The organism is Pseudomonas benzenivorans (assembly GCF_033547155.1).
GTDB lineage: Bacteria > Pseudomonadota > Gammaproteobacteria > Pseudomonadales > Pseudomonadaceae > Aquipseudomonas > Aquipseudomonas benzenivorans_B.
Genome location: NZ_CP137892.1, coordinates 4,233,971 through 4,260,205 on the forward strand (window position 1 = coordinate 4,233,971; position 26,235 = coordinate 4,260,205).

Consider the following 26,235-nt stretch of genomic DNA (forward strand, 5'->3'; position numbering starts at 1 on the left):
CGCCATGGACAAACGCACCCTCATCATCCCCGGCGCCGCCGTGGTCGCTCTGGCTGCCGGCTACTTCGGCCTCAGCGCCTATGCGGCGAGCCAAGCCGAAAAGCAACTGGAAGACTGGCTCTACGACAACAAGCTCGACGACATGCTGCGCTGGGATTCGGTCAGCGCCAGCCCGTTCGGCTCCGCCTACACCCTGCATGACGTCAGTATCGTCGGCAAAGATCAGTTCAAAGGCCTGGATCTTGACGTCGACTCCATTCGCGTGGCCGATCAGGCCGATGAGCGCGACCTCAAGAGCATCAGCCTGGAACTGCACGGCATCCGCCCGGCCGGCAACGAACGCGGCCCTGCTGCTGCGCTCTACGAACTGCTACAAGCATCCGGGCGCCAGGAACTGGAACCCTTCGACCTGACCCTGAGCACCCGTTACGACGCCGAGGAGAGACAAGCCAACCTCAGTTTCAGCCTTGATGTGCCGCAACTGTTTGCCGGTGAAGGCTCGCTGCAGTTCAACAATGCGCGCAACCTGGACCGTGAACTGGAAACCCTCGGCGCCTCGGCCGCGCAGCTGGCCATGCTCGGCTCGCTGGGCGTGTTCGGCCTGGGCGAGGTCATGGACAAGCTGGAAGCAGTGGAGATCGGCAACGCCAGCTTTACCCTGCGCGACAACGGCTACTTCAAGCGCAGCAACAGCCTGCGTGAGCGCTACAGCTATGAGCTGGATAGCAGCAAGGGCAGTGCCGGCGAGCAGCGCGAGAAGATCGCCGAACGTGAGCAGCGGCAATGGCAACAAGACTGCCAGAAGACCTGGGAGCGCGCCTACAAGGGCGCCGAGGATGCCTGCGAAGCCTGGTGGCAGGCCCTGCATGGCCAGAAGGATGGCGTGCGCATCAGCCTTGAACCCGAAAACCGAGTACGCCTGAGTGATCTCGACGGGATTACCCGTGACCCGGATCGCGCCGGACGCACCCTGGCGCGGCTCAACCTGAGCATCGACAGCCTGTAACGCAATGCCGGGGCTTGATCGCCCCGGCTCGCTTCAGATTTCACGACGGCGCTCAGCCGTCAGTGCGCTGCCACTGTTCGAAGGCATAGGCCGGACTCTCGGCCGTCGCTGCATACGCCTCGCACGCCGTACGCTGCCAGGGTGCCGGGTCGAACTCGGGAAACCAGGCGTCCCCCTCGGGCTCCAGCGCCACCCGGGTCAGGTACAGGCGCTCGGCCTGGCCCAGCGCCTGGGCATAGAGCTGCGCCCCGCCGATCAGCATCAGCTCGTCGACGCCCTGCTCGCGGGCCCACTGGTCCGCGCGCGCGATGGCGGCGTCCAGGGAGGCGAAGACCTCCGCCCCCGCCAAGGCCAGCCCCGGCTGACGGCTGACCACCAGATTCAGTCGCCCCGGCAGCGGCCGACCGAGCGAATCCCAGGTCTTGCGCCCCATGATGATCGGCTTGCCCAGGGTCAGGGCCTTGAAATGCTTGAGGTCCGCCGGCAGGTGCCAGGGCAGTTGGTTGTCGCGGCCGATCACGCGGTTCTGCGCGAGGGCGGCGATCAGGCAGAGGGGCAGGGTCTTGTTCATGGCGGCGAGCATAGCAGAGCCACAGATAGCGGCGCAGCCGGCGGCAGATGGACAACGCTTAGCCGGCGCGCGCGGCAAGGGTTATGCTCAGCTCTCGACTGGCCGATGAGATGCCGTGTGAGCGCCGCCCCGACTCTGAACAAACTGCAACGCCTGTGGTTGAGCGAGACGATTCGCCTGCGCGAGGAGCAGGCCGGCCCGCTGGAGGACGGCGAGGCCAACCGCCGGGCCCGGGCCGCCGGCGGCAGCCTGGCCGAACGCATCCAGCTCCGCGCCCTGCTGCTGGCCGAGCGCGACGGCCTGGTGCAGGCGTTGCGGCACTGGCAGCAGGGTGCGCGCCTGGCCCTGGCCGCCCTGCTGCTGCTGGCCCTGCTCAGCGGTGCCGGCCTGGCAGCCGCGGCCCTGGGCGACGGCCAGCGCCCGGTCAACCTGTTCTGGGCCCTGGGCAGCCTGCTCGGCCTCCACCTGCTGCTGTTGTTCGGCTGGGCCCTGGGCCTGCTGCTGGCCGGCGACAACGCCAGCGCCCTGGGGCGCCTGTGGCTGTGGCTCAGCGACAAGCTGGCCCGCGATGCCCAGGCCGCGCAACTGGCGCCGGCGCTGCTGGTGCTGCTGCAACGCGCCGGCCTGGGCCGCTGGGGGCTGGGCGTGCTGGTGCACGGCCTGTGGCTGCTGGCGCTGCTCGCCGCCCTGCTCGGCCTGCTGGCCCTGCTCGCCACCCGCCGCTATGGCTTCGTCTGGGAGAGCACCCTGCTCGGCGGCGACACCTTCGTCGCCCTGACCCAGGGCCTCGGCGCCCTGCCGGCACTGCTCGGCTTCGCCCTGCCGGATGCCGAACTGATCCGCGCCAGCGGCGACGCCGCCCTGGCCGGCGAGGCGGCGCGCCACAACTGGGCCGGCTGGCTGCTCGGGGCGCTGCTGGTCTACGGCCTGCTGCCGCGCCTGCTGCTGATGCTGCTGTGCCTGTGGCGCTGGCGCCGCGGTTGCGCGCAGTTGACCCTGGACACCGGGTTGCCCGGCTACGACCTGCTGCGCGCGCGCCTGCTGCCGGGCAGCGAGCGCCTGGGCGTCTGCGATCCGGCGCCGACGCCGACGCCCGGAGTGCCCGCCGAGCCCGGCTCGCAGCACAGTCAGGGCGCACTGCTGGTGGCCGTCGAACTGGACCAGACGCGCCCCTGGCCACCGGCCCTGCCCCGCGGAGTCGACGACGCCGGGGTGATCGACAGCCGCGAACAACGCCAGCGCCTGCTGGAACAGCTCAGCCGTTTCCCGCCGGCGCGCCTGCTGGTGGCCTGCGACCCGCGCCGCTCGCCGGACCGCGGCAGCCTGGCGCTGCTCGGCGAACTGGCGCGCAGCGCCGCCAGCACCCGTATCTGGCTGCTGCCGGCACCGCCCGGGGAGGCCCTCGACGCCGCCCGCCTGGCCGACTGGCACGACGCCCTGGCGCAACTGCAACTGCCCCACAGCGCGGCCGCGCCGCTGACCTGGCTGGAGAGCGGACATGACTAGCCCGCTGAAGCTGGCCGTGGTCGGCCACACCAATGTCGGCAAGACCTCGCTGCTGCGCACCCTGACCCGCGACGTCGAGTTCGGCGAGGTGTCGCCGCGGGCCAGCACCACCCGCCACGTCGAGGGCGCACGGCTGTCGGTGGACGGCCAGGCCCTGCTGGAGCTGTACGACACCCCCGGCCTGGAGGACGCCATCGCCCTGCTCGAACACCTGGAGCGCCTGGACCGGCCCGGCGAACGCCTCGACGGCCCGGCCCGCCTGGCCCGTTTCCTCGACGGCAGCGAGGCGCGCCAGCGCTTCGAACAGGAGGCCAAGGTGCTGCGCCAGCTGCTGGCCTCGGACGCCGGCCTCTACGTGATCGACGCCCGCGAACCGGTGCTGGCCAAGTACCGCGACGAGCTGGCGGTGCTGGCCATGGCCGGCCGGCCCCTGCTGCCGGTGCTCAACTTCAGCGCCGCCGGGCGCCACCGCGAAGACGACTGGAACGACGCCCTGTCCCGCCTGGGCCTGCATGCGCGGGTCGCCTTCGACACGGTGGCGCCGCCGCTGGACGGCGAGCGGCGCCTGTACCAGAGCCTGGCGTTGCTGCAGGACAAGGCCCAGGCGCCCCTGCAGCGGCTGATCGACGACCACGAGGCGCAACGCCTGAGCCGCCGCCGGGCCGCCACCCGCCTGATCGCCGAACTGCTGATCGACTGCGCCGCCTGCCGCCAGGGCGTCGCGGCCCAGACCGCGCTGGAGCAGCAGGCGCTCGGCCAGCTGCGCGACCGCATTCGCCAGCGCGAGCAGCGCTGCGTCGAGGCCCTGCTGCGGCTCTATGCCTTCCGCCAGGACGATGCCCGGGCAAGCGACCTGCCGCTGCTCGACGGCCGCTGGGGCGACGACCTGTTCAACCCCGAGACCCTCAGGCAACTCGGCCTCAAGGTCGGCGGCGGCATGGCCGCCGGCGCGGCGACCGGCGCCGGCATCGACCTCTTGGTCGGCGGCATCACCCTCGGCGCCGCCGCGCTGCTCGGCGCCCTGGCCGGCGGTGGCCTGCAGACCGCGCGTAATTACGGCGCACGCCTGCTCGGCAAGCTGCGCGGCGAACACGAACTGACAGTCGACGACGCCGTGCTGCGCCTGTTGGCCCTGCGCCAACAACAGCTGCTGCGGGCCCTGGAGGCCCGTGGCCATGCCGCCGAGACCCGCATCGAGCTGGCCACCCCGCAGGACGGCGCCTGGCGCCAGGGCGCACTGCCCGAGCCCCTGCGCAAGGCCCGCGCCCACCCGCAGTGGTCGACGCTCAATCCCCAGCCGCGCCTGCAGCAGGCCGAGCGTGAAGCGCAACTGCGGCATCTGGCCGCCAGCCTGCTGGACGACTGACGCGGCACGCGAGCCGAGCCCCTGGCGCCCCCAAGCTCGTCGACCATGGCGCTGTCCGCAGGCTTCTCCCGGCCTCAGGCTCAGGGCGTGCCCAGGTAGAGGCGCAGCAGCATGTCCCAGTCCTCGCCGCCGGTGACCCGCAGCAACTCCAGGTTGAGCCGCTCACGATAGGGGCTGCCGCTGGCCAGGGCGAAGGCGTAGGACTGGTTCTCGAAGGTGCCGGGCAGCAGGCGCAGGCCGCCCTGACCCAGTTCGCCATTGCGGTACTGCATGATCGGCAGGTCGTAGACCACCGCATCGGCCTCGCCGCGCTGCACCGCGGCCATGGCGCCGAGCAGGTTGGGGTAGTCGCTGTGGCGGATGCGCTGGCTGTCCAGGTAACGGGCGCTGACGGTCTTGTCGATGGTCGCCACATGGGCGCGGCGCAGGTCGTCGACGCCCTGGATGCCGCCCTGCAGGTTGCCCACGGTCAGCGCGCTGGCCACCGCCGCGGTGAAGGTCGAGACCATGATCAGGCCGGCGAACATCCACACCAGGCCGAGCAGGCGCCCGCCCAGGGTCACCGGCGCCTTGTCGCCGTAGCCGACCGTGGTCATGGTCACCGCCGCCCACCAGAAGCCGGAACCCAGGCCCTCGGCCGGGGTGCCGCCGAACTGCCCCTGGTTGCGCCGCCGCTCGCACAGCCAGACCAGGCCGCCCACCAGCAGCAGCAGGGCCGCCAGCCCGATGATCAGGCTGACGAACTGCCACGAGAACAGTCCCTTGAGCGCGGCCCAGCCGCCGCCGTCGCCGGCGCGCGGCACGCCGATGGCCAGCCCGGTGCGGTAGAAGGGATGGGTGAAGTCGAAGCGCGCCTCGCGCTCGGCGGTCATGGTCAGGGCGCCGACCACCACGTCCAGCTGACCGGCCTCCAGGCTCGGCAGCAGGTCCTTGAACGCCATGGGCCGCAGCTCATAGCGATAGCCCGCCTGCTCGGCCGCGGTCTGCCACAGGTCGATGCTGATGCCGCGCCAGCTGCCGTCCGGTTCCTGGATGACGAAGGGCGGGACCTCGGTGATGCCCACGCGCAACAGCGGCCCGGACGGCTCCGCCGCCCAGCTCGGCAGCGCCAGTACCCACAGCAAGACGGCACTCAGAATCCTCGGCATGACAGCTCCCCCAACCGCAAAAGCCCTCAGGGTAACAAATGTGCCGCGCCTTCCCAGCAGCCATCAACCAGGCCTCAAGCCGCCTGCGCGGTCGGCCAAGCGCCTTCGCCCAGTAGCGCGGCGACGGTGCGCTCGCCCAGGCCCAGGCCCACGCTCATGCCCAGGCCGGTGTGCATCAGCACCGCGGTCACCCCCTCGGCGGCGGCCAGCACGCTGAACGGCCCCGGCCCCCGGGCGCCGTAGACGCCCTGCCAGCGCTCGAGCACCTCCAGCTTGCCGCCCAGGGTGTGCTCGGCCAGCTCGATCAGGAGGCGGTCGATGGCCTCGGCGTTGAAGGGCCCGACATCGCCGCCGTAGACGTGGGAGTCGCCGATGATCAGCTCGCCGTGGGGCGTCGGGCTGGCCAGCAGGTGAATGCCGTGGGTTTCCAGCTCCGGCTGCTCGCGGCGGATCTGCACGCGGATGGCCTCGGCCTCCGGCAGGTCGGCGAAGGCGCCGTAGTGCACGCAGCTGAGTCCGGTGAGCACCGCGTGCTGCAGCGCCAGCGGTCGCTGCAGGCGCGCGCGCAGCATCTGCAGGGCGCAGACCTGCGGCTGCAGGACGGCGAGCTGCTCGGCCAGCAGGGTCTGGTAGTCATGCCCCGAGCAGACCACCACCCGGGTCGCGCGGAAGGTGCCGGCGGTGGTGTTGACCCGACCGCCCTCGACGTCGCGCACCAGGGTGGAGAAGTGGAACTGCACGCCGTGGGCGCGGGCCAGGTAGTCGACGATCTGCGGCAGCGCCTCGCGGGAATACAGCTGCTGGTCGTCCAGGCCGTGCAGGGCGGCGCGGTGATGGGTGAAGCGGCCGTCGTACAGGCCCTGCAAGGCGGCGCCGCGCAGCAGCTCGACACGGTAGCCCTGCTCTTGCGCGCGGCCGGCGCAGAAGGCTTCGAGCAGCGCCTGCTCGGCCTCGCTGCGGGCGAACAGCAGCGAGCCCTGCTGCTTGAGCTGCAGGCCGGCGGCCTGACCCAGCTCGGCCCACAGGCCGCGGGACTGGCGCGCCAGGTCGAGCATCGGCCCCGGTGCCTGGCCGGTGACCAGGGCCTGGCCGAAGTTGCGGATCGAGGCGCCCTGGGGCGCCTGGCTACGCTCGCACACCTTGACCCGCAGGCCGCGCCGGGCGCCGGCCCAGGCATGGGCCAGGCCGAGGATGCCGGCGCCGACGACCAGCAGGTCGCAATCGTGCTGACTCATGGAAGAACTCCTGAAAAACTAGGGGGCGGCCGCCAACGCGGCCGCACACAAGGAATGCCGTGGGGTGACTGTCGCGCCGCACCGCCACCGAGCCTCGGGGCCAAGCGCTGCGCGTTTTTCACCCCATGGGCCGAACCCCTCTCCCATCAGGGGAGGGGCGTCATGGCCTTACTGGGCGACCGGCTCGGACTTGCCGTCGTAGCGCCGGCGCCATTCGGCGAGGATCCTGTCGCGGTTCTGCGAGGCCCAGGCGAAGTCGTTGTTGATCAGGCGCTGCTCGTAATCGGCCGGCAGCTCCTGGAAGGGCTCGGCGATGCCCGGCTGGGCCAGCACGGCGAAGTTGGCCTTGTACAGCTCCATGGCCTGGCGGCTGGCGGCGAAGTCGGCGAGTTTCTGCGCCGCCGCCAGCTGCTCGGTGCCCTTGACGATGGCGGTGGCCTCGATTTCCCAGCCCAGGCCTTCCTTGGGCAGCACGATGTCCAGCGGCGCACCCTTGCGCTGCAGCTGCACCGCCGGGTACTCGAAGGAGATGCCGATCGGGAACTCGCCGGCGGCGGCCAGCTTGCAGGGCTTGGAGCCGGAATGGGTGTACTGGCCGATGTTCTGGTGCAGTTTGTCCATGTAGGCCCAGCCCTGGGGTTCGCCGAAGGTCTGCAGCCAGGCGCTGACGTCCAGGTAGCCGGTGCCGGAGGACGCCGGGTTGGGCATGACGATCTTGCCCTGGTACACCGGGTCGGTCAGGTCTTCCCAGCGGGTCGGCTTGGGCAGGCCCTGCTTCTCGGCCTCGATGCGGTTGAAGCAGAGAGTCGCGGCCCACACGTCCATGCCGACCCAGGCCGGCGGGTTGGCGGCGTCGCGGTATTTCTCGCCGATCTTGTCCAGTTCGGCCGGGGCGTAGGCCTGGAGCATGCCCTGCTGGTCGAGGATGGCCAGGCTGGAGCCCGCCAGGCCCCAGACCACGTCGGCCTGGGGCCGGTCCTTCTCGGCCAGCAGCTTGGCGGTGATGATGCCGGTGGAGTCGCGCACCCACTTGATGCGGATGTCCGGGTGCTGCCGTTCGAAGGCCTGCTGGTAGGGCTTGAGCTGCTCCACCTCCAGGGCGGTGTAGACGGTCAGCTCGGTGGCGGCGCTGGCGTGCAGGCTGATGCCGGCCAGCAGGGCGGCGAGGGCGGTACGCTTGAACATGGGAGGCTCCTATCGGGAATGGGCAGGGTTCGGCTCAGCAGTGCTGCGGGGATTCGCCCCGGGCCAGGCGGGCATCGATCTGCTCGATCACCCCGGGCAGGTCGGCGAGGGTGTCGATCAGGTAGTGCGGCCGGCTCGCGGCGAACAGCCCGTCGATGCGCTCGCGCTCGGCCGCGCGGCGCTCTGCGGACAAGGCCTGGTAGGCGTCCCAGCTCAGGCCGAGGAAGTTGCCGGAGAAGCGCAAGGCCACGGTCCACATGCCGGCGCTGCGGCCCTCGAGGATGCCCGGCTCGGTGTCGTCGACCTTGACGCAGGCGGCGACGTCGTCCAGGCCCAGGGCGACGACATTGGCCAGGGCCTGGGCCGGACTCGGCCGGCCCCGCGGCACCTCGTCGGAGGCGACCACGTGGTCCGGGCGGTAACCGGCGGCGGCGGCCAGTTCGACCACCTTGACCATCACCTCCCGGGGATAACCGGAGCAGCTGCCGATCTTCAGGCCCCGCGCCCGCAGCGCGGCGATGGCCTCCAGCGCCCCGGGAATAGGCGCCGAGTGCTCGCCGACCTTGGCGACCTGCAGCGGCATAAAGCGTTGGTAGATGGCGGTCACGTCCTCGTCGCCGGGCAGGCGGCCGAAACGGCGCTGGAAGCGCTCGGCGATCTGCGGCTGGTCGCACAGGGCGCGAATGTGCTCCCACTTGCCCATGCCCATGGGGCCGCGGGCCTCCTCCAGGCTGAGCTCCACGTCGAAGCTGGCGAAGGCCTCGACGAAGATCTTGGTCGGGGCGAAGGAGCCGAAGTCGACCACGGTGCCGGCCCAGTCGAGGATGGCCGCGGCGAGGCGCGTCGGGTGTTGGTAGTGCATGGCAGTCTCCAGGGGCGGGTCAGTGAGTCGGCGCGGCTTGGCGCCAGGTCTGGGAGCGGCGCAACAGGCCGCGCGAGGCCCCGGCCAGCAGCAGCGAGACGCCGGCCGAGGTGAGCAGGATCAGGGTCGACATGGCGGCGGCGCCGCCGACGTTGCCGGCATCGTCGAGGTTCAGCACGGCCACGGCGGCGAGCATGCTGTCCGGGCTGTAGAGGAAGATCGCCGCCGACACCGTGGTCATCGCCGAGACGAACAGGTAGCGGACGATGTCGAGCAGCGCCGGCAGGCACAGCGGCAGGGTCACCCGCAGGTAGTGGCGGGCCAGGGGCACCTTGAGCGACAGCGCGGCGGCCTCGAACTCGCCGTCGAGCTGGCGCAACGCGGTGCTGGCGGTCATCTGCGCGGTGGTCAGAAAATGCGCGATGGTGCACACCACCAGCAGGGTCAGGCTGCCGTACAGGCCGCTCAGCGGATTGCCCGGCAGGTTGAAGAAGAATACGTAGCCCAGGCCCAGGACCAGGCCGGGCACCGCCATGGGCACGAAGCTGAGCAGGCGCAGGGCCTGGGTCAGCGGGTCCTGGCGGGTCTTCTCCAGCAGGTAGGCGCCGGTGAAGATCAGCAGGCTGCCGAACAGCGCCGTGCAGCCGGCCAGCACCAGGCTGTTGCGGTAGGCCAGCCAGCCGCCGGGCAGGTCGGAGAAGGCGTAGTGGTCGAGCACCAGGCTCAGGTCGTAGGGCCAGAAGCGGACCAGCGAGGAGTACACCGCCATGCCGAACACCAGCAGCAGCACGGCGCACAGCAGCAGCACCAGCAGCAGGAAGGCGCCATCGCGCCCCCGCGCCGGCCGCGGGTGGTGGACCTGGGCACGACCGCCCAGGCTGTCGCGCGAGCGCCGGCGCAGCCACAGGTCGACGGCGAAGCTGAGTAGCGCCGGCAGCAGCAGGACCATGCCGATCAGCGCGCCGCGGCCGAACTGCTGCTGGCCGACCACCGCCTTGTAGGCCTCCAGCGCCAGCACCTGGTAGTCGCCGCCGACCACCACCGGCACGCCGAAGTCGGTGATGCACAGGGTGAACACCAGGCAGAAGGCGGCGAACACGCCCTGGCGGCTGCCCGGCCAGGTGATGCTGCGGAACGCCCGCCAAGGCGAGGCGCCCATGCTCGAGGCGGCGTCGAACAGGCGGGCATCGGCCAGCGACAGCGCCGAGATGAGGATCATCAGGGCATGGGGAAAGGTGTAGATGGCCTCGCCGAGGACGATGCCCCAGAAGCCGTAGATGTTGTCGGCGAACAGGTCGCGCAACAGGCCCTGGTTGCCGAACAGGTAGATCAGGGCGATGCCCGGCAGCATCGACGGCGCCAGCAGCGGCAGCAGCGAGATCGCCCGCCACAGGCCCTTGCCCGGAATCAGCGTGCGCTGCAGCGCGTAGGCGAACAGATAGGCCAGCGGCACGACGATCGCCGCGGTGGTGGCGGACACCTTCAGGCTGTTGCCCAGCAACCAGCGGAAGTTGTCGCTGGCGTACAGCGCGGCCGCCGCGGCCAGGCCGCCGCCCTGCCCCGCCTCGCCGCTGAAGCCGCGCCAGAGCATGGCCAGCAGCGGCAGCAGCACGGCGAGCAGCAGTAACAACAGCAACAGGCATTTGCCGCCGGCGACGAACAGCCGGTCGCCCAGGCCGCTCGTGCGGCCGCGCCAGGCGACGGGGTCGAGGGTCAGGCCGCCCATCTCAGGCGAACACCTGCAGGCTCTGCGGCGGCAGGGCCACCCAGATGTTCGGGTTGGCCAGGCTCGGCATCGCCTCGGGCGCCAGTTCGGCGAACAGCCCATGGCCCGGCAGCTCGGCCAGCTCGAAGCCCATCCGGCAGCGGTTGCCCAGGTAGGTGATCTCGCGCATCTGCGCGCGGAACAGGTTGTGTCCGGGCTCCGGCGGGTTGACCACTACGGTCTCGGGCCGGCAGAACAGGCGGCCGCGCTCGAGCGCCTGGGCACCCTCGACCCGCAGGCTCAGCGCGCCGACCCGGGCCTGGCCGTCCTGGCCGCGCTCGAACGGCAGCCAGTTGCCCTGGCCGACGAATTCGGCGACGAAAGGCGTGGCGGGCTGGCGATAGATCTGCTGCGGGGTGCCGTACTGTTCGACCCGGCCCTGGTTCATCACCGCGATGCGGTCGGCCATCTGCATGGCCTCGTCCTGGTTGTGGGTGACCATCAGGGTGGTGATGCCCAGCTGCTTCTGCAGCCGGCGCAGTTCGCCGCACAGATGCTCGCGCACCCGGGCATCGAGGGCCGACATCGGCTCGTCCAGCAGCAGCAAGGAAGGCTCCGGCGCCAGGGCCCGGGCCAGCGCCACGCGCTGCTGCTGGCCGCCGGAGAGCTGCCCCGGGTATTTCTCCTCGCTGCCGAGCAGGCCGACCAGCTCGAGCATCTCCGCCACCCGTTGGCGCTGCGTTTCACGGCCGCTGCCGGCCAGGCCGTAGCCGATGTTCTGCGCCACCGTGAGGTTGGGGAACAGCGCATAGGACTGGAACAGGATGCCGTAGTCGCGGGCCTGGGGTGGCAGGCCGGAGACGTCGCGCGCGCCGATCAGGATGCTGCCGCGCTCCTGCCGCTCCAGGCCGGCGATGCAGCGCAGCAGGGTGGTCTTGCCGCAACCGGAGGGCCCCAACAGGCAGACCAGCTCGCCGGCATCGACCCGCAGCGACACGCCGTCCAGCGCCCGGAAGGCGCCGAAGCCCTTGTGGATGTCCCGCACCTGCATGCTTACCGCGGCCTGCTCGTTCATCGTGCAACCTCATGGAGCGTTCGACTCGAATGAGGGGGATGCTAGGCGGCCCGTGCTAAGGCTTTGTGGCAGATGGGGCAAAAGCACCGATAGTGGTATCGGTTTTTTTGTTGTGCGGGGCGCTGCCTAGAGAGCCATGTCCCGAGCCTGGGCCAGGAAGGCCGCCGGCAGCCGCGCCTGGCGGCGCTCCTTGAGGCAGTAGAGGTATTCGCCGATCAGCGGCGCACCCTGCAGTTCGACCACCCGCAGCTCGGGGTGATCGGGCACCTCGTGGCGGGCGATGATGCTGATGCCGATGTTGCGCAGCACCGCCTCGCGGATCGACTCGCGGCTGCCGATCTCCAGCTGCGCGCCCGGCACTACCCCGGCGACCTCGAGCAGCGCCTCGGTCATCTGCCGGGTGGTCGAGCCCTGCTCGCGCATCAGCAGGCAGTGCCCGCTCAGCGCCGTCACCGCCACGCAGCCTTGCCCGGCCAGCGGGTGCAGGCGGTGCACGGCCAGCACCAGGGGGTCCTGCCCCAGCTGCAGGCGGGTCAGGCGTGGGTCCTGGGTCAGCTGCGAGGAGACGGCCAGGTCGACGCGGTACTCCTCCAGGGCCTCGAGCACCTGCTGCGAGTTGCCGATCTCCAGGGTCACTTCGATCGGCGCGAAACGCTCGCGGAAACGTTTGATCAGCTCGAGCACGTAGTAAGGCGAGGTGGCGCCGATGCGCAGGCTGCCCTGGGTCTGGCTGCAGTTGCGCAGGTAGAACTCGATGTCGGCCTCCTGCTGCAGCAGCACCTGCACCCTGGGCAGCAGGCGCGCGCCTTCGTCGGTCAGGGTCAGGCGGCGACCGCCGCGGTAGAACAGCTCCACCCCGTAGCGACCCTCCAGGTTGCGCACCTGGGTGGTGACCGTGGGCTGGCTGAGGCCGAGCTTCTTCGCCGCCTGGGTGATGCTGCCCAGGCGCGCGACCATGTGAAAGGCCCTGAGCTCGGCGCCGAGCATCAGGCCCGCCGCGCGCCGGCGGTCATACGGCCACCGGTGCCTTGATGTGCGGGTGGGCCTGGTAGCCGACCAGCTCGAAGTCCTCGTAGCGGAAGGCGAACAGGTCCTGCACCGCCGGATTGAGCTTCATCGTCGGCAGCGGCAGCGGCTCGCGGGTCAGCTGCAGGTCGGCCTGTTCGAGGTGGTTGGCGTACAGATGGCAGTCGCCGCCGGTCCAGACGAACTCGCCCGGCTCGAGGCCCGTGACCTGGGCGACCATCAGGGTCAGCAGGGCGTAGCTGGCGATGTTGAAGGGCACGCCGAGGAAGATGTCCGCCGAACGCTGATACAGCTGGCAACTCAGCCGGCCCTCGGCGACGTAGAACTGGAACAGCGCGTGGCACGGCGGCAAGGCCATCTGCTCGATCAGCGCCGGGTTCCAGGCCGAGACGATCAGGCGCCGCGAGTCCGGGTTCTGCTTGATCATCTCGATCAGCTGGCTGATCTGGTCGATCGACTCGCCGTTCGGCGCCGGCCAGTTGCGCCACTGGTAACCGTACACCGGGCCCAGCTCGCCGTTCTCGTCGGCCCACTCGTCCCAGATGCTGACGCCGTGGTCCTTCAGGTACTGGATGTTGGTGTCGCCCTTCAGGAACCACAGCAGCTCGTGGATGATGGACTTGAGGTGGCACTTCTTGGTGGTGACCAGGGGGAAGCCCTCGGCCAGGTCGAAGCGCATCTGCTGGGCGAACAGGCTGTAGGTGCCGGTGCCGGTGCGGTCGCTCTTGAAGGTGCCGGTCTCGCGCACCCGGCGCAGCAGGTCGAGGTACTGTTTCATCGGCTCGCCTCCTGGGCGGACTGGCGCTTGTAGGCGTAGGCGATCAGGCCGAGGCCGCCGAGGATCATCGGCAGGCTGAGCAGTTGGCCCATGGTCAGCCAACCCCAGGCCAGGTAGCCGAGCTGGGCGTCCGGCACCCGCACGAACTCGACGATGAAACGGAACACGCCGTAGCAGGCGGCGAACATGCCCGACACCGCCATGGTCGGCCGCGGCTTGCGCGAGTAGAACCAGAGGATGGCGAACAGCGCCACGCCCTCCAGGGCGAACTGGTACAGCTGCGAGGGGTGGCGCGCCAGTTGCTGCGGATCGGTGGGGAAGACCATGGCCCAGGGCAGGTCGGTGGCCTTGCCCCACAACTCGGCATTGATGAAGTTGCCGATGCGCCCGGCGCCCAAACCGATGGGGACCAGCGGTGCGATAAAGTCCATCAGCTGGAAGAAGCCCTTGTCGTTACGGCTGCCGAACCACCAGGTGGCCAGCAGCACGCCGATGAAGCCGCCGTGGAAGGACATGCCGCCCTTCCACACCTGCAGGATCAGGCTCGGCTGCGCCAGATAGGCCTCGAGGTCGTAGAACAGCACGTACCCCAGGCGGCCACCGAGTATCACCCCCATGGCCACCCAGAACACCAGGTCGGAGAGCTTCTCCCGGTTCCAGCTCGGCTCGAAGGCGTGCAGGCGTCGCGCGGCCAGCCACCAGGCGCCGCCGATGCCGATCAGGTACATCAGGCCGTACCAGTGGATTTTCAGCGGTCCCAGGGCGATGGCCACCGGGTCGATCTGCGGATAAGGCAGCATGTCACGTCCTCAAATCAGAAAATTCACGCCCACGCTGAACAGCAGCAGGGCGAACAGGCGCTTGAGCACACGCGGCGACAGGCGATGGGCCAGGCGTGCGCCGAAACGCGCGAAGAACATGCTGGTCAGGGCGATCCCCGCCAGCGCCGGCAAATAGACAAAGCCCAGGCTCCAGGGCGGCAACTGCGGATCGTCCCAGCCCAGCCACATGAAACTCAGGGCGCTGGCCAGGGCAATCGGCAGGCCGCAGGCCGCCGAGGTGGCCACCGCCTGCTGCATGGGCAGGCTGCGCCAGGTCAGGAAGGGCACGTTGAGCGACCCGCCGCCGATGCCGAAGATCGCCGAGGCCCAGCCGATCACCCCGCCGGCAGCGCCGAGGGCCAGCCTGCCTGGGACAGCGCTGCTGGCCCTGGGTTTCAGATCCAGGGCCATCTGCAGCGACACGGCGATGGCGAACACGCCGATGATCCGCTGCAGCTGCGGGCCCTGGATCGCCGCCGCGGTCAGCGACCCCAGGCCGGCGCCGAGCAGGATGCCCAGGGTCATCCAGGCGAAGATCGACCAGCGCACCGCACCCCTGCGGTGATGTTCCAGCACCGAGTTGATCGAGGTGAAGATGATGGTCGCCAGCGAGGTGCCGACCGCCAGGTGGGTCAGCACGGCCGGATCGACGCCCTGGGCGGTGAAACTCAACACCAGCACCGGCACTATGATGATGCCGCCGCCGACCCCGAACAGTCCCGCCAACACGCCGGCCGCCGCCCCCAGCAGCATATACAGCAGCAGTTCCATCGATGCCCCCTCAAGCAAAGCGGCATGGTAACGGAAGCGAGCCTGCCCGCTCCACGCCTGATTGACCGCGTGGGGCTCGTGCGGCCGAGGGCAGTCACGCGACCCGCCCCCCGCAAGGCCTCTACGGATTGCCGTACAGGGTCTTTTCCTTACCTCCCCTAGCGCCTAAGCTGTCGGCAACTGATGGAGCGTTTTCCACACGGACTGTTGCGACAAGAACCCACATCAGCAGGAACTGGACTCAGGTCCCCCGGGCCGCAGCGCGGCCCCGTCGGCGACCGTCACAGCACTTCAGAGTCCCGTCACGAAAGGAGTTTCTATGTGCCTGATCGTATTCGCCTGGCGCCCCTCCCACTCCCTTCCCCTGGTTCTGGCGGCCAACCGCGACGAGTTCTACGACCGCCCGAGCCTGCCCCTGGCGGCTTGGGAGGATGCCCCGGATATCTATGGTGGACGCGACCTGCAGGCCGGCGGCACCTGGCTGGCGGCCGGCCCCCATGGGCGCTACGCCGCCCTGACCAATATCCGTGACCCGCGCCAGCCTCCCTACGGCCGCTCCCGCGGCGAGCTGCCGCTGCAGTTCCTGCAGGGCGAGCTGGAGCCCGAGGCGTTCCTCACCGAGCTGGCCGGACGCGCCGGCGACTATTCGGCGTTCAATCTGCTGATCGGCGACGCCAAGCAGCTGTGGTTCTTCAACTCCCGCGAGGGCATCCCCCGGCAGTTGAGCGAGGGTCTCTACGGCTTCTCCAACGCCGACCTGAACACCCCCTGGCCGAAGGTGGAGAAGGCCAGGGCGCTGCTCAGCGAGTGCCTGATCGAACCCCAGATGCCCGCGCTGCTGGACCTGCTGCACGACGCCCAGCAACCCCCGGATGCGGCGTTGCCCGACACCGGCGTCGGCCTCAATACCGAGCGCCTGCTGTCCGGCATCTTCATCGCCACCCGCAGCTACGGCACCCTCGCCAGCACGGCGCTGCAAGTGCGCGCCGACGGTTCCCGGCACCTGGTCGAACGCCGCTATGGCCCCCATGGCGTGCCGCTTGGAGAAACCAGCCTGGAGTGTTGACGGCCCGGCCGCCGCGGGAGGAGCGGCGGTCTATCCCTGTCGCACGCGACTGACCGAGGGGCTCGCTGTCAGGCCTGGATGTCCGATGCCGGATTGATCATCCGACCCAGGCCGAGGTTGCGCAGGGCCAGCTGCAGGGTGCTGTGGATCACCTGGGGGTTGTCGATGTTCATCACCTGGGCCAGCAGCTCCTTGGCCTTGCCCAGGCTGATCTGGCGCAGCAGCCACTTGACCTTCGGCAGGTTGGTGGCGTTCATCGACAGGCTGTCGAAGCCCATGGCCATCAGCAACACCGCCGCCGCCGGGTCGCCGGCCATCTCGCCGCAGATGCTCACCGGCTTGCCTTCGGCATGGGCGTCGCCGATCACCTTGCGCAGCGCCTGCAGCACGGCCGGATGGAGGAAGTCGTAGAGGTCGGCGACCCGCGGGTTGTTGCGGTCCACCGCCAGCAGGTACTGGGTCAGGTCGTTGGAGCCGACCGAGAGGAAGTCCACCTGGCGCGCCAGCTCGCGGGTCTGGTAGACCGCGGCGGGAATCTCGATCATCACCCCGACCGGCGGCAGCGGCACGTCGGTGCCCTCGTCGCGCACCTCGCCCCAGGCGCGGTGGATCAGGTGCAGGGCCTCTTCCAGCTCCTGGATGCCGGAAATCATCGGCAGCAGGATGCGCAGGTTGTTCAGGCCCTCGCTGGCCTTGAGCATGGCGCGGGTCTGCACCAGGAAGATTTCCGGGTGGTCGAGGGTGACGCGGATGCCGCGCCAGCCGAGAAAGGGATTCTCTTCCTTGATCGGGAAGTAGGACAGCGCCTTGTCGCCGCCGATATCCAGGCTGCGCATGGTCACCGGCAGCGGATGGAAGGCGGCCAGCTGCTCGCGGTAGATGGCCAGCTGTTCCTTCTCGCTGGGAAAGCGCTCGTTCATCATGAACGGCACCTCGGTGCGGTACAGGCCGACGCCCTCGGCGCCGCGCTCCTGGGCTCGGGCCACGTCGGCGAGCAGGCCGGTGTTGACCCACAGCGGCATGCGGTGGCCGTCCAGGGTCTCGCAGGGCAATCCGCGCAGGGCATCGAGGCCCTGGGTCAGCTGGCGCTCCTCCTCGACCACGTCGGCGTACTGCTTGCGCAGCAGCTCGCTGGGGTTGGTGAACACCTCGCCGTGGTAACCGTCGACGATCAGCTGGATGCCGTCGATCTTCGAATACGGCAGGTCGACCGCCCCCATCACCGTGGGAATGCCCATGGCCCGGGCGAAAATCGCCACATGGGAGTTGCCCGAGCCGAGCACCGAGACCAGGCCGGCCAGCTTGCCCTCCGGCACCTCGCCGAGCATGGTCGGCGATAGCTCCTCGCTGACCAGGATGCAGTTGTCCGGGTATTCCAGGCTCTGCTGACGGGCCTGCTGCAGGTAGGCGAGCAGGCGGCGGCCGAGGTCCTTGACGTCGGAGGCGCGCTCGCGCAGGTAGGCGTCGTCCATCAGTTCGAAGCGGTTGACGTGCTCGCCGACCACCTGGCGCAGGGCGCCCTGGGCCCACTGGCCGGTGCGGATGATGTTGACCACCTCGTTACCCAGGGCGGCGTCTTCCAGCATCATCAGGTACACGTCGAACAGCGCACGCTCTTCCGGGCGCAGCTGGCTGGCCATCTTCGCCGAGAGGTTGCGCATGTCGCCACGCACGCCCTCCAGGGCGGTATTGAACAGCGCCAGTTCGGCGTCGATATCGTCGATGGTCTTGTCCGGCACCACCTCCAGATCGGCCGGCGGCAGCACCACCACCGCGGTACCGACCGCGGCCCCCGGCGAGCCGGGCACGCCGATGAACTTGGCCTCCTGGATGCCCTTGCCCTGGCGCCCCAGGCCGCGGATCGAGCCGGTCGCCTCGGCGTGGGCGATCACCCCGGCGAGCTGCGCGCTCATGGTCACCAGGAAGGCTTCTTCGCCCTCGTCGAACTGACGCCGCTCCTTTTGCTGGACGACCAGCACGCCCATGACCCGCCGGTGGTGGATGATCGGCGAGCCGAGGAAGGAGGCGAAACGTTCCTCGCCGGTCTCGGCGAAGTAGCGGTAGCGCGGGTGGGCGGCGGCGTTCTCCAGGTTCAGCGGCTCCTCGCGGGTGCCGACCAGGCCGACCAGGCCTTCGTTGGGGGCCATGCTGACCTTGCCGATGGAGCGCTTGTTCAGGCCCTCGGAGGCCATCAGGACGAAACGGTTGGTTTCCGGGTCGAGCAGATAGACCGAGCAGACCTGGCTGCCCATGGCCTCCCTGACGCGCTGTACGATGATGCCCAACGCCGCCTTGAGGTCCTTGGCGGCGTTTACTTCCTGGACGATCTTGCGCAGCGTATTGAGCATGGCTCGGCTCTAGTCTGTGTCAGTCCCGCGCCAGCAGGCGCGGAGCGAGTTCCTTGAGGGCGCGACGATAGACCTCGCGCTTGAATGTCACCACCTGGCCCAGCGGATACCAGTAACTGACCCAGCGCCAGCCGTCGAACTCCGGCTTGCCGGTCAGGTCCATGCGCACCTTGTCCTCGGCGCCGGTCAGGCGCAGCAGGAACCACTTCTGTTTCTGCCCGATACACAGCGGCTGGCTGTGGGTGCGCACCAGACGCTGGGGCAGACGATACCGCAACCAGCCACGGGTGCAGGCGAGAATTTTCACATCCTCCTGCTCCAGGCCGACTTCCTCGTTCAACTCGCGGAACAGCGCCTCTTCCGGCGTCTCATGGTCGTTGATCCCGCCCTGCGGGAACTGCCAGGCGTCCTGGTTAATCCGACGCGCCCAAAGCACCTGACCGACATCGTTGGTCAGGATGATGCCGACATTCGGGCGAAAACCATCAGGGTCGATCACGGCGCACAACCTCGTAAACGCATGTTTCGGCATTGTTCCACAAAGCCCGCGACAGCGGCAACGCGGCCGTCCGCCAAGTAGGAATAGCCCGGAAAAGCCGCTATTCTGGCGCCCCTAGGCTTCTGCAAGAGAAAGGTGATCCGCGTGCGCTTGGCCCTATTCGACCTCGATAACACCCTGCTCGGTGGCGACAGCGACCATGCCTGGGGCGATTACCTGTGCGAGCGAGGCATCCTCGATGGGGTGGCCTATAAGGCGCGCAACGATGCCTTCTATGAGGACTACCTGGCCGGCCGCCTGGACATCCGCGACTACCTGAACTTCAGCCTGGAGATACTCGGCCGTAGCGAGATGGCCCAGCTCGAGCAATGGCACCGCGAATTCATGCGCGACTGCATCGAGCCGATCATTCTGGCCAAGGGCGAGGCCCTGCTGGCCGAGCACCGTGCCGCCGGCGACCGGCTGCTGATCATCACCGCCACCAACCGCTTCGTCACCGGCCCCATCGCCAAGCGCCTGGGCGTCGACACCCTGCTGGCCACCGAGTGCGAGATGGCCGACGGCCGCTACACCGGACGCACCACCGACGTGCCCTGCTTCAAGGAAGGCAAGGTCACCCGGCTCAATCGCTGGCTCGCGGAAACCGGCCTGAGCCTGGACGACAGCTGCTTCTACAGCGACTCGCTGAACGACCTGCCGTTGCTGGAGCGGGTGACGCGGCCGGTGGCGGTGGACCCCGACGCCAAGCTGCGCGCCGAAGCAGAAAGCCGCGGCTGGCCGATCATCTCGCTGCGCTAGAAAGCGCCCCCGCGTAACGCAGAACGCCGCCCTTCGAGGCGGCGTTCTTGTCTCCAGCACTCGCTCAGGCCGGCTTGGCGCCCATCAACCCCAGGATCAGCAACAGCACCAGCAGGCCCAGCCCGGCATAGAGCGCACTCAGGCGCAGCAGCCCGGCGGGTGCCGGCGCCTCCCCCAGGGCCTGCCAGGCCTTCAGCCGCCCGGCCAGCAGCAGGCCGCAGAGCAGCAGCACGACGAACAGCAGGTTGCTGGCCAGCAGCCAGGTCTGCCCCAGCGGCCAGCCGGCCAGGTCGACCAGCCACCAGCCGCTGAGCGGCAGGCTCAGGGCCAGCAGGCCCAGCAGCGGCAGGCTGATCAGCCGGGTACGCCGGAGCTTGCGCTGCAGCACAGCCGCATCGCCGCCGCGGGCGGCCTTCCACAGCATGACCACATGGGCCGGCACGCCGAGCAACAGCAGGATGGCGGGCAGGCCGTGGGCGATCTTCAGCAGTTGATAGGGTTCCATTCACGCCTCCCGTGCGCGCCGGCTCAGCCGAGAAACAGCTTGTAGGCCGGATTGTCGCTCTCGTCCCAGTAGGGGTAGCCAATCTCGTCCAGCGCCGCCGGCACCAGATGGCGCTCGGCCTGGGGCACCTGCAGGCCGGCGACCACCCGGCCGTCGGCTGCGCCGTGGTTGCGGTAGTGGAACATCGAGATGTTCCAGCGCCCACCCAGGCGCTGCAGGAAGTTGAACAACGCCCCCGGGCGTTCGGGGAATTCGAAGCGCAGCACCACCTCGTCGCTGACCCGCGCGGCATGGCCGCCGACCATGTGGCGGATGTGCAGCTTGGCCAGCTCGTTGTCGGTCAGGTCGACCACCGGGAAGCCCTGCTCGCGCAGGCTGGTCACCAGGGCCGCGCGCGGGTCGCTGTCCGGGTGGGTCTGCACGCCGACGAAGATGTGCGCCTCCTGGTCGGTGTGGTAGCGGTAGTTGAACTCGGTGATCTGGCGCTTGCCGATCGCCTCGCAGAAGGCCTTGAAGCTGCCCGGCTGCTCGGGGATGGTCACGGCGATGATGGCCTCGCGCTTCTCGCCCAGCTCGGCGCGCTCGGCCACATGGCGCAGGCGGTCGAAGTTGACGTTGGCCCCCGACTCGATGCCCACCAGCACCTGGCCCGTACAACCTTCGCGCTCGACGTAGCGCTTGATCCCGGCCACGGCCAGGGCGCCGGCCGGCTCGGTGATCGAGCGGGTGTCGTCGTAGATGTCCTTGATCGCCGCGCAGATCTCGTCGGTGCTGACGGTGATCACCTCGTCGACGTGGTCCTTGCAGATGGCGAAGGTGTGCTCGCCGATCTGCGCCACCGCCACGCCGTCGGCGAACAGCCCGACGCTCGGCAGCACCACCCGCTCGCCGGCGGCCAGGGCGGCCTGCAGGCAGTTGGAGTCGTCCGGCTCGACGCCGATGATCTTGATTTCCGGGCGCAGGTACTTGACGTAGGCGGCGATGCCGGCGATCAGGCCGCCGCCGCCCACCGGCACGAAGATGGCGTCCAGCTGGCCGGGATGCTGACGGAGGATCTCCATGGCCACGGTGCCCTGGCCGGCGATGGTGTGCGGGTCGTCGTAGGGGTGGATATAGATGTAGCCCTTCTCCTCCACCAGCTTCAGCGAATAGGCCAGGGCCTCGGGAAAGCTGTCGCCGTGCAACACCACCCGGCCGCCGCGCGAGCGCACGCCGTTGACCTTGATCTCCGGGGTGGTCTTGGGCATCACGATGGTCGCCTTGACCCCCAGCACCTTGGCCGCCAGCGCCAGGCCCTGGGCGTGGTTGCCCGCCGAGGCGGTGACTACGCCACGGGCCTGCTCCTCTGCACTGAGCTGGGCCAACTTGTTGTAGGCGCCGCGAATCTTGAAGGAGAACACCGGCTGCAGGTCTTCGCGCTTGAGCAGAATCTGGTTGCCCAGACGCTCGGAGAGCTGGTTGGCGGCTTGCAGGGGGGTTTCCACCGCCACGTCGTAGGCGCGCGAGGTGAGGATCTTCTTGACGTATTGTTCGAGCATGGCAAGTTCGCAGGCGGTTGCGCTAGGGGACCCCGGAGTCTACCCCAGGGCTGCGCCGAGCGACCATACGAAGGACGGGGTTTTGCCGGCGCAAACGGCTATAATTCGCGGCTCCCGACTTCAATCAGGCGCAGAACCGCGATGACCCAGGATCAACTGAAACAGGCAGTCGCCCAGGCCGCCGTCGACTTCATCCTCCCCAAGCTCGATGCCAAGAGCGTCGTCGGCGTCGGCACCGGCTCCACCGCCAACTGCTTCATCGACGCCCTAGCCCAGCACCGGATGGAATTTGACGGCGCCGTGGCCAGCTCCGAGGCCACCGCCGCGCGCCTCAAGGGCCACGGCATCCCGGTGTACGAGCTGAACGCGGTCAGCGACCTGGAGTTCTACGTCGATGGCGCCGACGAAAGCGACGAGCACCTCAACCTGATCAAGGGCGGCGGCGCCGCGCTGACCCGCGAGAAGATAGTCGCGGCGGTGGCCAAGACCTTCATCTGCATCGCCGACGCCAGCAAGCTGGTGCCGGTGCTCGGCGCCTTCCCGCTGCCGGTGGAGGTGATCCCCATGGCGCGCAGCCATGTCGCCCGCGAGCTGGTCAAGCTGGGCGGCGACCCGGTGTACCGCGAGGGCGTGGTGACCGACAACGGCAACCAGATCCTCGACGTGCACAACCTGTCGATCGTCGATCCGGTCGGGCTGGAGGCGCAGATCAACAACATAGTCGGCGTGGTGACCAACGGCCTGTTCGCCGCCCGCCCGGCCGACCTGCTGCTGCTCGGCACCGCCGAAGGGGTCAAGCGCCTCACCCGCTGATCGGCCAGGCTGGCCGCCCGTGCCAGGCAAGCTAGGCTTGGAAACTCCCCCTCTCAGGAGTTAAAGCATGGCCAGCACCTTCCATCTGAAGAAAGCCAAGGACGGCCAATTCCACTTCAACCTGCTCGCTGGCAACGGCGAGATCATCCTCAGCAGCGAGCTGTACAAGGCCAAGGACTCGGCCCTCAACGGCATCGACTCGGTCAAGCGCAACGCGCCCCGCGAAGGCGCCTTCGAAAGCAAGGCCGCCAGCAACGACAAGCACTACTTCGTACTCAAGGCCAGTAACGGCCAGGTCATAGGTCAGAGTCAGATGTACGCCAGCGCCAGTGGCTGTCGCCAGGGCATCGAGTCGGTGCGCAGGAATGCCCCGGACGCGGCGCTGCGCGACGACAGCTGAGAGGCGCCGCACAGGACCGTGCGATCAGGACCTGGCCTTGCGCTTGAACACGTAGAGCAGATTGGGTTCACCGACTATGTAGATGGCGCCCGCCGCGTCCATGGCTACGCCCTCCGCCTGCTCGATGCCCCGGCCCAGGCCGTTGCGGCCGCTGCCCAGGCTGATGAAGCTGACCGGTTCGCCCTCGCCGTCCAGCTCCAGCAGCAGCTGCGACTCGTCGGAGAGCAGCAGCGAATGCCCGGTACGGGCATCGAAACTCAGCGAGGAGATATCGCGCACGAACAGGTTGGGCGCCGGCACGGGCTGCAGGGCGCCGACCGCGCCGTCCTCGCCGGGAAAGGGCAGGCTGAACAGCCCCAGGGGCGAGCGCTCCTTGCCGAGCAGCACGCGCTGGCGGCGCGAGTCCCAGGCGATGCCCTCGAAGCCCTTGTTGCCGGCGTCGGCGAAGCCCAGGTCGACGGCCGGGTAGTCGGCGGCATCGATGCTCAGGGCGTCATCGGCCAGATCGAAGGCGGTCAGCTTGCGCTGGCGCTCGTCGATGATCGCCAGGCGGCCGTCGGCCACCAGCTCGACCCCCTCGGGGTCGGCGAAACCGGTCAGACGGATGCGCCGCAACACCTCGCCGTCCAGCGACAACTCGACCAGCTGCGGATTCTTGCCGGTGACGGTGAACAGGGTGTCGCTGCCCGGGTGATAGGTCAGCCCGGAGGTCTCGTCATCCTCCAGGCCCGCCAGCGGTTTGCCCTGCAGCACCGCCCGATAGCCCGGCAACCAGATGCTCGCCTGCCGCTCGGCGAGGCTCAGGCCCTGTTGCTTGAACCAGAAGTAGGCGCGCTTGTGCCACTGCAGGTAGTCGATCGACGCCGCCGCCAGGACGACCAGGGCCAACAGCAGCAGGCGGCGCGGGGATAACAGGAGGGACAGGGGCTGGGACATCGGACAGGGCTCGGTAACGGACGACCATCAGACTAGCGAAGTGCCTTTAAGGTTCGATTACCGCGATAGAAGGCGCCCGGCGGGCGCCTCGACGCATGAGCCGTTACAGCACCCGGCTGGCGAAGCGCGACTGCCCGGGCAGCTCCAGCACCAGCTCATCGCCCTGGTGCAGGGGGCCGACGCCGACCGGCGTGCCGGTGAGTACCACATCGCCCGGCTGCAGGCTGAAGTGGCCGCAGATGTGCCGGATCAGCGGCAGGATGGGATTGAGCATGTCGCGGCTATTGCCGTCCTGGCGGACCTCGCCGTTGATGACGAGGCGAATGCCGATATCGTCCAGGTCTTCGATGGCATCGCCCGGCACGAAGGGCGCCAGCACGCAGGCGCCGTCGAAGGACTTGGCGATTTCCCAGGGGTAGCCCTGCTCCTTGAGCCGGGCCTGCACCTCGCGCAGGGTCAGGTCCAGGGCCGGGGCGAAGCCGGAGATGGCGTCGCGCACCTCCTCGGTGTCCGGCGTGCGCGACAGCGGCTTGCCGATCAGCACGGCGATCTCCGCCTCGTAGTGCACCGCGCCGCGATCGGCGGGAATGTCGAAGCCATCCTCCAGCGGCACCACGCAGCTGCCCGGCTTGATGAACAGCAGGGGCTCGCTCGGCACCGGGTTGTTCAGCTCCTTGGCGTGCTCGGCATAGTTGCGGCCGATGCACACCACCTTGCCCAGGGGGAAGTGGATCGGGGTGCCGTCGGTGTACTGGTGTTGATAACTCATGGAGCGATCCTCGACCTGAGGGTGGAAAACCGCTCAGCGTTCCCCACCCGGCGTCTGTCATGGTGGAAAAGACCTGGGGTCGATCCCACCCTAGGGGTCAGAGCGGAAAAATTTTCCCGGGGTTCATGATGCCGTTGGGATCGAACACCGCCTTGATCGCCTTCATGTAGCCGATCTCCGCCTCCGAGCGGCTGTAGTGCAGGTAATCGCGCTTGGTCATGCCGACGCCGTGTTCGGCGGAGATCGAACCGTGGTACTTCTGCACGGTCTCGAACACCCACTGGTTGACCGTGGCGCACTTGGCGAAGAACTCGTCCTTGCTCAGGTTGTTCGGCTTGAGGATGTTCAGGTGCAGGTTGCCGTCGCCGATATGGCCGAACCAGACGATCTCGAAATCCGGGTAATGCTGGCCGACGATGCGGTCGATGTCGTGAAGGAAGGCCGGCACCTTGGAGACGGTGACCGAGATGTCGTTCTTGTAGGGCGTCCAGTGGGCGATGGTCTCGGAGATGTACTCGCGCAGCTTCCACAGGTTCTGCAGCTGCTGCTCGCTCTGGCTCATCACCCCGTCGAGCACCCAGCCCTGCTCGACGCAGTGCTCGAAGGTGGCCAGGGCGGCGTCGGCGATCTGCTCGGTGGTGGCCTCGAACTCCAGCAGGGCGTAGAAGGGCGCGCGGGTCTCGAAGGGCGCCGGCACGTCGCCGCGGGCGAGGATCTTGTCCAGGCAGCGGTCGGAGAAGAACTCGAAGGCGGTCAGGTCGAGCTTGCCCTGGAAGGCATGCAGCACCGGCATGATCGAATCGAAGTCCGGCGTGCCGAGGACCATGGCGGTGAGGTTCTGCGGCGCACGGTCCAGGCGCATGGTGGCCTCGACGACGAAGCCCAGGGTGCCTTCGGCGCCGATGAACAGCTGGCGCAGGTCGTAGCCGGTGGCGTTCTTGATCAGGTCCTTGTTCAGCTCCAGCAGCTCGCCGGTGCCGGTGACGACCTTGAGCCCGGCCACCCAGTTGCGGGTCATGCCATAGCGAATCACCTTGATCCCGCCGGCATTGGTGGCGATATTGCCGCCGATCTGGCTGGAACCGGCGGAGGCGAAGTCCACCGGGTAATACAGCCCTTTGTCCTCGGCGAAGTCCTGCAGCTGCTGGGTGACCACCCCCGGCTGGCAGACCACGGTGCGGTCGAACTCGTTGAAGGCGAGGATCTGGTTCATATAGTCGAACGCGACCACGACCTCCCCGTTGGCCGCCACGGCCGCGGCGGACAGCCCGGTACGCCCGCCCGACGGCACCAGGGCGACCCGGTGCTGGTTGGCCCAGCGCACGATGGCCTGGACCTGCTCGATGCTCTTGGGAAAGACGATGGCGCTGGGCGCGGGGGCGAAGTGCTTGGTCCAATCCTTGCCGTAAGTGGCGAGGGAATCGGCGTCGGTGAGCACCTTGCCGGGCTCGACCAGGGTCTGCAGTTCTTCGATCAGGGCAGCTGGGGTCATCAAGTGAACTCTCAAT

25 protein-coding genes are annotated in these 26,235 nt (G+C 68.8%); 7 read left to right on the forward strand and 18 right to left on the reverse strand.

Annotation, left to right across the window (positions count from 1 at the left end; all coding sequences use genetic code 11):
• The first annotated feature begins 4 nt into the window (after positions 1–4).
• Positions 5–1,006 carry a hypothetical protein gene (locus SBP02_RS19595; RefSeq protein ID WP_318644068.1) on the forward strand — a complete coding sequence of 334 codons (1,002 nt, stop codon included), beginning with the start codon at positions 5–7 and terminating at the stop codon, positions 1,004–1,006.
• A 52-nt stretch (positions 1,007–1,058) separates the two neighbouring features.
• Here SBP02_RS19595 and SBP02_RS19600 read toward each other — a convergent pair whose 3' ends face one another.
• Positions 1,059–1,589, reverse strand: coding sequence for a dihydrofolate reductase (locus tag SBP02_RS19600; RefSeq protein WP_318644069.1), 531 nt, complete (start codon positions 1,587–1,589; stop codon positions 1,059–1,061).
• Positions 1,590–1,682: 93 nt separating this feature from the next.
• On the opposite strand from SBP02_RS19600, the gene SBP02_RS19605 reads away from it, so the two are divergent.
• Together SBP02_RS19605 and SBP02_RS19610 are read left to right on the forward strand one after the other, a co-directional pair.
• A complete protein-coding gene (locus SBP02_RS19605; protein WP_318644070.1) occupies positions 1,683–3,083 on the forward strand; it encodes a DUF2868 domain-containing protein in 1,401 nt (466 codons plus the stop codon).
• Positions 3,076–4,449: a GTPase/DUF3482 domain-containing protein gene (locus SBP02_RS19610; protein ID WP_318644071.1), complete on the forward strand. Its 1,374-nt coding sequence runs from the start codon at positions 3,076–3,078 to the stop codon at positions 4,447–4,449. The genes SBP02_RS19605 and SBP02_RS19610 overlap by 8 nt, the downstream gene beginning before the upstream one ends.
• A gap of 80 nt (positions 4,450–4,529) precedes the next feature.
• Here the strand turns inward: SBP02_RS19610 and SBP02_RS19615 are convergent, their stop codons facing one another.
• From SBP02_RS19615 to SBP02_RS19660, 10 genes are all read right to left on the reverse strand, one after another.
• Entirely contained in the window at positions 4,530–5,597 is a 1,068-nt protein-coding gene (locus SBP02_RS19615) for a transporter substrate-binding domain-containing protein (protein ID WP_318644072.1), read from the reverse strand.
• A 74-nt stretch (positions 5,598–5,671) separates the two neighbouring features.
• Positions 5,672–6,832: a TIGR03364 family FAD-dependent oxidoreductase gene (locus SBP02_RS19620; protein WP_318644073.1), complete on the reverse strand. Its 1,161-nt coding sequence runs from the start codon at positions 6,830–6,832 to the stop codon at positions 5,672–5,674.
• A 168-nt stretch (positions 6,833–7,000) separates the two neighbouring features.
• On the reverse strand, positions 7,001–8,017 hold the full coding sequence (locus tag SBP02_RS19625; RefSeq protein ID WP_318644074.1) for a putative 2-aminoethylphosphonate ABC transporter substrate-binding protein: 1,017 nt from the start codon (positions 8,015–8,017) through the stop codon (positions 7,001–7,003).
• A 34-nt stretch (positions 8,018–8,051) separates the two neighbouring features.
• Positions 8,052–8,879, reverse strand: a complete 828-nt coding sequence (gene phnX, locus SBP02_RS19630; RefSeq protein WP_318644075.1) for a phosphonoacetaldehyde hydrolase — start codon at positions 8,877–8,879, stop codon at positions 8,052–8,054.
• Positions 8,880–8,898: 19 nt separating this feature from the next.
• Complete coding sequence (locus tag SBP02_RS19635) at positions 8,899–10,605, reverse strand: putative 2-aminoethylphosphonate ABC transporter permease subunit (RefSeq protein ID WP_318644076.1); 1,707 nt, start codon at positions 10,603–10,605, stop codon at positions 8,899–8,901.
• Position 10,606: 1 nt separating this feature from the next.
• The gene (locus SBP02_RS19640) at positions 10,607–11,659 is read right to left on the reverse strand and encodes a putative 2-aminoethylphosphonate ABC transporter ATP-binding protein (RefSeq protein ID WP_318644077.1); all 1,053 of its coding nucleotides are present in this window, start codon (positions 11,657–11,659) and stop codon (positions 10,607–10,609) included.
• A gap of 126 nt (positions 11,660–11,785) precedes the next feature.
• Positions 11,786–12,646 (reverse strand): LysR substrate-binding domain-containing protein, encoded by an 861-nt coding sequence (locus SBP02_RS19645; RefSeq protein WP_318644078.1) that lies wholly within the window; start codon positions 12,644–12,646, stop codon positions 11,786–11,788.
• Between the two features lie 22 nt (positions 12,647–12,668).
• Positions 12,669–13,463 carry a thymidylate synthase gene (locus SBP02_RS19650; RefSeq protein ID WP_318644079.1) on the reverse strand — a complete coding sequence of 265 codons (795 nt, stop codon included), beginning with the start codon at positions 13,461–13,463 and terminating at the stop codon, positions 12,669–12,671.
• Entirely contained in the window at positions 13,460–14,263 is an 804-nt protein-coding gene (lgt, locus tag SBP02_RS19655; protein WP_318644080.1) for a prolipoprotein diacylglyceryl transferase, read from the reverse strand. The genes SBP02_RS19650 and lgt overlap by 4 nt, the downstream gene beginning before the upstream one ends.
• Positions 14,264–14,272: 9 nt before the next feature.
• Entirely contained in the window at positions 14,273–15,055 is a 783-nt protein-coding gene (locus tag SBP02_RS19660) for a sulfite exporter TauE/SafE family protein (protein ID WP_318644081.1), read from the reverse strand.
• A 319-nt stretch (positions 15,056–15,374) separates the two neighbouring features.
• Here SBP02_RS19660 and SBP02_RS19665 point away from each other — a divergent pair, with 319 nt between their 5' ends.
• Positions 15,375–16,121, forward strand: a complete 747-nt coding sequence (locus SBP02_RS19665; protein ID WP_318644082.1) for an NRDE family protein — start codon at positions 15,375–15,377, stop codon at positions 16,119–16,121.
• A 68-nt stretch (positions 16,122–16,189) separates the two neighbouring features.
• On the opposite strand, the gene ptsP is transcribed toward SBP02_RS19665, so the two are convergent.
• Positions 16,190–18,469, reverse strand: a complete 2,280-nt coding sequence (gene ptsP, locus SBP02_RS19670; RefSeq protein WP_318644083.1) for a phosphoenolpyruvate--protein phosphotransferase — start codon at positions 18,467–18,469, stop codon at positions 16,190–16,192.
• Positions 18,470–18,488: 19 nt separating this feature from the next.
• Positions 18,489–18,968, reverse strand: coding sequence for an RNA pyrophosphohydrolase (locus SBP02_RS19675; protein WP_318644084.1), 480 nt, complete (start codon positions 18,966–18,968; stop codon positions 18,489–18,491).
• 144 nt (positions 18,969–19,112) lie between these two features.
• Here SBP02_RS19675 and SBP02_RS19680 point away from each other — a divergent pair, with 144 nt between their 5' ends.
• The gene (locus SBP02_RS19680; RefSeq protein ID WP_318644085.1) at positions 19,113–19,766 is read left to right on the forward strand and encodes a histidinol-phosphatase; all 654 of its coding nucleotides are present in this window, start codon (positions 19,113–19,115) and stop codon (positions 19,764–19,766) included.
• Between the two features lie 64 nt (positions 19,767–19,830).
• On the opposite strand, the gene SBP02_RS19685 is transcribed toward SBP02_RS19680, so the two are convergent.
• Together SBP02_RS19685 and ilvA are read right to left on the reverse strand one after the other, a co-directional pair.
• Positions 19,831–20,271: a DUF2269 family protein gene (locus SBP02_RS19685; RefSeq protein WP_318644086.1), complete on the reverse strand. Its 441-nt coding sequence runs from the start codon at positions 20,269–20,271 to the stop codon at positions 19,831–19,833.
• A gap of 23 nt (positions 20,272–20,294) precedes the next feature.
• Complete coding sequence (ilvA, locus tag SBP02_RS19690; RefSeq protein ID WP_318644087.1) at positions 20,295–21,809, reverse strand: threonine ammonia-lyase, biosynthetic; 1,515 nt, start codon at positions 21,807–21,809, stop codon at positions 20,295–20,297.
• A gap of 141 nt (positions 21,810–21,950) precedes the next feature.
• On the opposite strand from ilvA, the gene rpiA reads away from it, so the two are divergent.
• Together rpiA and SBP02_RS19700 are read left to right on the forward strand one after the other, a co-directional pair.
• Positions 21,951–22,622, forward strand: coding sequence for a ribose-5-phosphate isomerase RpiA (rpiA, locus tag SBP02_RS19695; RefSeq protein WP_318644088.1), 672 nt, complete (start codon positions 21,951–21,953; stop codon positions 22,620–22,622).
• 67 nt (positions 22,623–22,689) lie between these two features.
• The gene (locus SBP02_RS19700) at positions 22,690–23,022 is read left to right on the forward strand and encodes a YegP family protein (protein ID WP_318644089.1); all 333 of its coding nucleotides are present in this window, start codon (positions 22,690–22,692) and stop codon (positions 23,020–23,022) included.
• Between the two features lie 24 nt (positions 23,023–23,046).
• Here the strand turns inward: SBP02_RS19700 and SBP02_RS19705 are convergent, their stop codons facing one another.
• From SBP02_RS19705 to SBP02_RS19715, 3 genes are all read right to left on the reverse strand, one after another.
• A complete protein-coding gene (locus tag SBP02_RS19705) occupies positions 23,047–23,958 on the reverse strand; it encodes an SdiA-regulated domain-containing protein (protein ID WP_318644090.1) in 912 nt (303 codons plus the stop codon).
• A gap of 103 nt (positions 23,959–24,061) precedes the next feature.
• Complete coding sequence (locus SBP02_RS19710; RefSeq protein WP_318644091.1) at positions 24,062–24,727, reverse strand: fumarylacetoacetate hydrolase family protein; 666 nt, start codon at positions 24,725–24,727, stop codon at positions 24,062–24,064.
• Between the two features lie 97 nt (positions 24,728–24,824).
• Positions 24,825–26,219, reverse strand: a complete 1,395-nt coding sequence (locus SBP02_RS19715; protein WP_318644092.1) for an FAD-binding oxidoreductase — start codon at positions 26,217–26,219, stop codon at positions 24,825–24,827.
• Positions 26,220–26,235 lie beyond the last annotated feature (16 nt).